General features: G+C 69.8%; 7 protein-coding genes. 3 read left to right on the top strand and 4 right to left on the bottom strand.

The window, feature by feature from the left end; translation table 11 throughout:
- Positions 1-345: 345 nt before the first annotated feature.
- Both AC2W7C_RS12830 and AC2W7C_RS12835 read right to left on the bottom strand, forming a co-directional pair.
- The gene (locus AC2W7C_RS12830; RefSeq protein ID WP_486001787.1) at positions 346-984 is read right to left on the bottom strand and encodes a BA14K family protein; all 639 of its coding nucleotides are present in this window, start codon (positions 982-984) and stop codon (positions 346-348) included.
- Between the two features lie 53 nt (positions 985-1,037).
- Positions 1,038-1,553 carry a hypothetical protein gene (locus AC2W7C_RS12835; protein ID WP_486001788.1) on the bottom strand — a complete coding sequence of 172 codons (516 nt, stop codon included), beginning with the start codon at positions 1,551-1,553 and terminating at the stop codon, positions 1,038-1,040.
- A gap of 136 nt (positions 1,554-1,689) precedes the next feature.
- Here AC2W7C_RS12835 and AC2W7C_RS12840 point away from each other — a divergent pair, with 136 nt between their 5' ends.
- From AC2W7C_RS12840 to AC2W7C_RS12850, 3 genes are all read left to right on the top strand, one after another.
- On the top strand, positions 1,690-2,892 hold the full coding sequence (locus tag AC2W7C_RS12840) for a threonine ammonia-lyase (RefSeq protein ID WP_486001789.1): 1,203 nt from the start codon (positions 1,690-1,692) through the stop codon (positions 2,890-2,892).
- A complete protein-coding gene (gene bamJ / locus AC2W7C_RS12845; RefSeq protein ID WP_486001790.1) occupies positions 2,873-3,412 on the top strand; it encodes a BamJ family beta-barrel-assembly machinery protein in 540 nt (179 codons plus the stop codon). Before AC2W7C_RS12840 ends, bamJ begins: the two co-directional genes overlap by 20 nt.
- Positions 3,413-3,554: 142 nt before the next feature.
- Positions 3,555-4,040, top strand: a complete 486-nt coding sequence (locus tag AC2W7C_RS12850) for a hypothetical protein (protein ID WP_486001791.1) — start codon at positions 3,555-3,557, stop codon at positions 4,038-4,040.
- Positions 4,041-4,088: 48 nt separating this feature from the next.
- Here the strand turns inward: AC2W7C_RS12850 and AC2W7C_RS12855 are convergent, their stop codons facing one another.
- Both AC2W7C_RS12855 and AC2W7C_RS12860 read right to left on the bottom strand, forming a co-directional pair.
- Positions 4,089-5,198, bottom strand: coding sequence for a serine hydrolase domain-containing protein (locus tag AC2W7C_RS12855; protein ID WP_486001792.1), 1,110 nt, complete (start codon positions 5,196-5,198; stop codon positions 4,089-4,091).
- Between the two features lie 12 nt (positions 5,199-5,210).
- Positions 5,211-5,662 (bottom strand): hypothetical protein (locus AC2W7C_RS12860; protein WP_486001793.1); only part of this gene is annotated, 452 nt, incomplete at its 5' end.

Here is a 5,662-nt window from a genome sequence, read left to right on the forward strand (position 1 = left end):
GACGACGGCGACGACCGCCCCCCGGCCCACGAAGGCGGCCCAGGGGTGCGGGGCGCTGCGCTGACGGCGCAGGCCCGCTGGTCCTGACGCCGCGAAGGATGACGAACGGCTTGGGCCCGAAGACCTCGGAGCCGGAGATGTTGTGCTGGGACATGACGCTCCCCCTCGACTGCGCCCAAACGGGCGAAGGCGACCCAAGCGGGCCGGTCGAGGCGAAAACATGGCGAACGCCGCTCGTCCACACGTCTGTGATCGGACGAACTTCGTTCGTTTGCGGTGCGCTATCGCTCGCCGCGCGGCGGCTCGCTGCTTGAGCGCGATTGGCGCGCTATAGGTACCGGCCGTTCACCCGCACCAGATCAGGCGGCCGCTGTAGGCGCGGTAGTAGCCGCTGGCGGGATCGTAGGAACGGTAGGCGGCGCGGCACCAGTCGATGCGGCGGCGGTCGCGGCCGTCGGCGTAGCCGTGGCCGCCGCCCGGGAAGACGACATCGGGGCGGCCGTAGGCGCCGAGGTAGGCGGTTCCGCCCTGGCCGTGGCCGTAATAGCCATAGGACGACCCGTAACCCTGGCGGGGATAGCCGCGGCTGTAGCGATAGCGATCGTCGCCATACTCGTAACGGCCGTGTCCGTATCCGTAGCCGTCGTCGTGGCGCCAGCCGGCGAGGGAGCGATAGTCGCGGCGGGCCTGGGGGCTGACGCGATGACGCTGGTCGCGCCAGCCGGCGCCGCAGTCATCGCGGTTCGCGTCCCAGAACGGGTCGCAGCGATAGTCGCCGGGACGGTCCAGCTGGCCGCGCCAGTCGAAGTCCGACGGAACCGAGTTGGACTGACGCCGGTAGCCGTCATAGCGCCGCCAGCCGTCCCGGTCGGCCGGGGAATCGTAGGCGTAGCCGCCGTCGTAGCGGTCCCAGGTCTGGGCGGCCGCGGGGGCGGCCAGGGCCAGGATCGGTGCGGCCAGGACGATCAGGAGGGAGCGACGCATGGTTAACTCTCCGGAACGGCCCGATACGCGGCCAGGGGACGGCTAAGGCGACCTCAGGGCAGGGTGACGGCGACCCTTCCGGCGCGGGTGTCGACGTGGCGCATGAGCACCACGCGGTCGCCGCCGGCGCTGACCGGGGCGATGATGAACCAGCCGCCGGCCGGCAGGTTGGCGAACTCGAAGCGGCCGTTGCTGCAGGTCTCGGAGCGGACGAAGGAGCGGTAATCGGCGTTGGGGTCGGGCACGGTGCGGGCGCGCACGATCGCCTCGGGAACCGCCGCGCGGTCGGTGGAGCCGTACAGGTTCTGGAAGCGGGCGCGGGTGTAGGGGGTGTCCGGGGTCAGGCCCACCGAGCCGGTGCAGGCGAAGGCCTGGCCGTCGCGGACATAGGCGATCCGGCCGTCGATGGACGCGCGGCCGCCTTGCGCAGACCAGGCGAAATCCTCGGCGTCGAAGGCGGCCGGACGGCCCCCGCCGCCGCCGAAGCCGTCCGACGGCACGGTTCCGCAGCCGGCCAGGGCGGCGCCGGCCAGAAGGATCAGCGAGAGGGCGGGTTTGGAGACGGTCATCGGCTCACTCCATCGGGGCGCGGGTCGAACAGGGATCAGACGCTCAACGCCGCGATAAGGTCAAGGTTGCGAGGCGCCGGTGGGTGGTCCACAAGCGCCCGGCAAACCGGCGCGAGACCGGCTATAGGGGACGCCCATGACAGTCACGTTTGACGACATTCTGGCGGCGCGGGACCGCATCGCCGGCCAGGTCGACCGCACGCCGGTCCGCTACTCCCGCAAGCTGTCGCAGCTGACCGGCGCGGAGGTGTGGATCAAGTTCGACAACCTGCACTTCACCGGCAGCTTCAAGGAGCGCGGGGCGCTGAACCGGCTGCTGCAGCTGAGCCCGGACGAGAAGCGGCGCGGGGTGGTGGCGGCCTCGGCCGGGAACCATGCCCAGGCGCTGGCCTATCACGGGGCGCGGCTGGGCGTGCCGGTGACCATCGTGATGCCGGAGGGCACCCCGTTCGTGAAGGCGGACGGCACCCGGGCCCACGGGGCCACGGTGGTGATCAAAGGGCTGGACTTCACGGGATCCACCGAGGAAGCGCACCGGCTGCGCGACGAGAAGGGCTATGTCTTCGTCTCGGCCTTCGACGACGAGGGGATCGTCGCCGGCCAGGGCGTGTGCGGGCTGGAGTTCCTGGAGGACGCGCCGGACCTGGACGTGCTGATCGTGCCGATCGGCGGCGGCGGGCTGATCGCGGGCACGGCGATCGCGGCCAAGGCGATCAAGCCCTCGATCCGGATCTTCGGCGTCGAGGCGGCGATGTATCCGTCCTACACGGCCCGGCGGGCGGGCCTGCCGCCGAAATGCAGCGGCCAGACCATCGCCGAGGGGATCGCGATCAAGGCGGTGGGCGAAATTCCGTTCGCCCTGGTCGATCCGCTGATCGAGGACGTTCTGGTGGTGCAGGAGGCCGATTTCGAGCGCGGCGTCTCTTACCTGGCGACCATGGAGCGGACGGTGGCCGAGGGCGCCGGGGCCGGCGGCCTGGCCGCGCTGCTGGCCTATCCGGACAAGTTCAAGGGGCTGAAGGTCGGCATCGAGCTGACCGGCGGCAACATCGACGCGCGAATGCTGGCCGTGGTGCTGAACCGGGAGCTGGTGCGCGAGAAGAAGATGGTCGTCTACCGCATCCTGGGCGACGACCGGCCGGGGATGCTGTCCAAGATGAGCGCCGTGATCGGCGGCCTGGGCGGCAACATCATCGACGTGGTGCACAACCGGCTGGCGCTGGACGTGCCGGCCAAGGGCGCGGAGTTCGACATCATGGTCGAGACCCGCGGCGAGGCGCACGCGCTGGAAATCAGACAGGGACTGGAAGAGGCGGGCTATGACCTTCGGATGGGCTAAGGGCGCGGCGGTCCTGGCGGCGCTGGGACTGGCGGCGACGACGGCGGCCTGCGGCCGGGACTCGGCCCTGCCGAACCAGGACGCGGCCGAGAACGCCCGCGCGGCGGCCTTCTTCATGAGCTCAAACGCCAAGGCCGAGGGCGTTCAAAGCCTGCCGTCGGGCGTGCAGTACAAGGTCCTGAACTCGGGCCCGCCCGGCGGCGAGAGCCCGGACAGCAACGACCTGGTCCGCGTGGACTACGAGGGTACGCTGACGGACGGCTCGGTGTTCGACAGCTCGTTCCAGCGCGGCCAGCCGGCGGTGTTCACCCTGGGCGAGGTGGTCGAGGGCTGGACCGAGGCGCTGCAGCACATGAAGGTCGGGGACGAATGGATCGTCTATCTGCCGCCCGAGAAGGCCTACGGCGAGACCGGCCGCCCCGGCATTCCGCCCAACAGCGTGCTGGTGTTCCGGGTCAAGCTGCTGGACATCGCCCGGTCGCCGGGCGGCGGGCGGGTGACCGCGACGGCGAACGGGTAGGGGGCGCGTCCTCAAAGCTCCCTCATCCTCCGGACAAGCGAGACGATGAGAGAAGCTTGCTGGCGGCTCGATCGACTCCGCGAACGCTGGCGACGTGATTCGATCTGTTGCGGACTCTTGGAGAGTCAGGAATGAGTTGCGGATGAACGACCTCGCCGCAGTCCGTGACGTGCAGATCCTGGCAGGGTTTTCGGCGTGGAAGCTCGCCGTGCTTTGCGGAGGCATCCTCGCCTTCGCCACCCTCTGCTGGATTCAGATTCCTGGGCTCGAAAGCTACCAAGGGGGAAGATACTCGACCGAGACCGGCCGGATCCTGCTGGTGTCGGCGACCGTGACCGCCACCGCGCTGATACCCCTCGCGATTTGGCACGGTTGGAATTTTCTGGCCCGGCCAGCCGCTCTCTATGTCGATGGCGGTCGCCTATTCTTGTACTGGGCGTTCTTTCGGTCCGTCCCTGTGAGAGACATCGCGGACGCCGTCGATCTGGGCCGTTCGGGCCCTTTCGGCGACCAAGTTCGCCTTTCGCTGAGCGATGGTCGGGATGTGACCTTCCAGACGACCTTCATGGCGATCAGCGGGAGTGAAGCGGTGTCGGCAATAAGGCGGCTGGCCGCAACCGAACCTTGAGGTCGTAGGGCCGACACCGAGTTTCATCCACGCGATTCCTGAGACCCCTTAGCGCCCCCGTTCGCGGAGACCCTCGACGATGGCGTTGGCCGCCTCGTTGAGCTTGGCCTGGACGTCGGCGTCGGGCGCCACGTACGGCGTCACCAGAAAAACGCCGAGACCCTCGCGCGGATAGAGCGAGACCCAGGCGGACGTGTCTCCCGTTCCGCCGCCGTGGTAAAGCTGGCCCTCCGTCTCGGGGCGGTAGGTGTTCCACTGATAGGCGCGTCCCCAGTCTCCGGACTGGACCAGCGGCGTTCCGGCCGCGCGGGTCAGGGCGTCGTCGCCGGCCAGGTACAGCGCCATGTATTTCCCGAAGTCGGCGGTGGTGGTCATCAGGCCGCGTTCGGCCGTGCAGGACGATTCGTCGGCGTCGGGCGCGGCGGGAGCGGGGACCGCCAGGGTCGCGACGTCGGCGGCCGAGATCCAGCACCGCGTCCGGGTTTCGCCGGTGCGGCTGAAGACGAAGCGCCGCAGCAGGTTGAAATAGCTGTCGTTGTAGACGCGCTCGAGCACATAGCCGAGCAGGCGCGAACCGGCGCCGGAATAGATGTACTGCTGACCGGGTGCGTGCTCGAGGCGCAGCGCGCGCAGGCGGGCGAAGAAATCGGCGCGATCATGGGCCGACAAGCAGGTCTCCATCGCCGGAGGGGGCAGGCCGGGGTCCGTGCAGGCCAGGTTCACCGGCATGCCCGACAGGTGGGTGGCCAGGTGGCGGATGGTGACGACGGCCCCGTCGCGGCGGAACACCTCGGGCGGAACGTCCGGCAGATAGTCGGACACCGGATCGTCGAGCCCGATCTTGCCGTCCGCGACCGCCTGGGCCAGCAACAGGCCGGTGTAGGTCTTGGTGATGGAGCCGATGCCGTAGCGGGTCTGGTCGTTCGGCATTTCGCCTGAGGGAAGCCGGCCGAAATGAAAGGTCTCCAGGCGGCCGTCGATAGAGACGGCGACGGTCAGCGACCGGTAGCCTGGATCGGCCATCAGCGCCCTGACCGGCGCGTCGACCGCCTGTTCGACGGCCGCCCGCGAGGGGTCCGCCGAGACCGGACCGGCGCAGGCGGGGGAGACGAGCGCGGCGCCGAACAGGGCGACGGCGAGGACAAGAGGGCGGCGCATCCCGGCGGGCTCCTAGCGGACGAAGACGGTGGTGCGGGCGACGCCGGCGTTGTTCCCCGCGGGTTCCCAGGCGCGGATTTCGATCTCGTAGAGGCCCGGGCGCCCGGGCGTGTAGGTGGCGGCGAACCGGCTGGCCTGGCCGGTGAAGGGCAATGGAACCACCTGCGGCGCCTCGCCGTCCCGATAAATCCAGGCCTCGACCGTGACGTCGTCGGCGTTCCAGGTCCCGCCGGACTCCAGGCCGCAGCCGCACATCATGGTGACGCCGGTCAGGAGTTGGATCGGCTCGCCGGCCCGGGCGAACGCGTGGGCGATCGGGGTGGATAGATCGACGATCAGTCCGGGCATCTCGACGACCCAGCCGTCGCCCTGGGTCACGTGCCGGCCGGGCAGGATCCATTGGGTGCTGACCAGCCGGCCGGCCGCCAGGGGGCCGGCGTCCGGCGCCCGCGACCTCGAGCGCG

This window comes from Brevundimonas sp. CURTG3B2_SDJG (genome assembly GCF_057364705.1).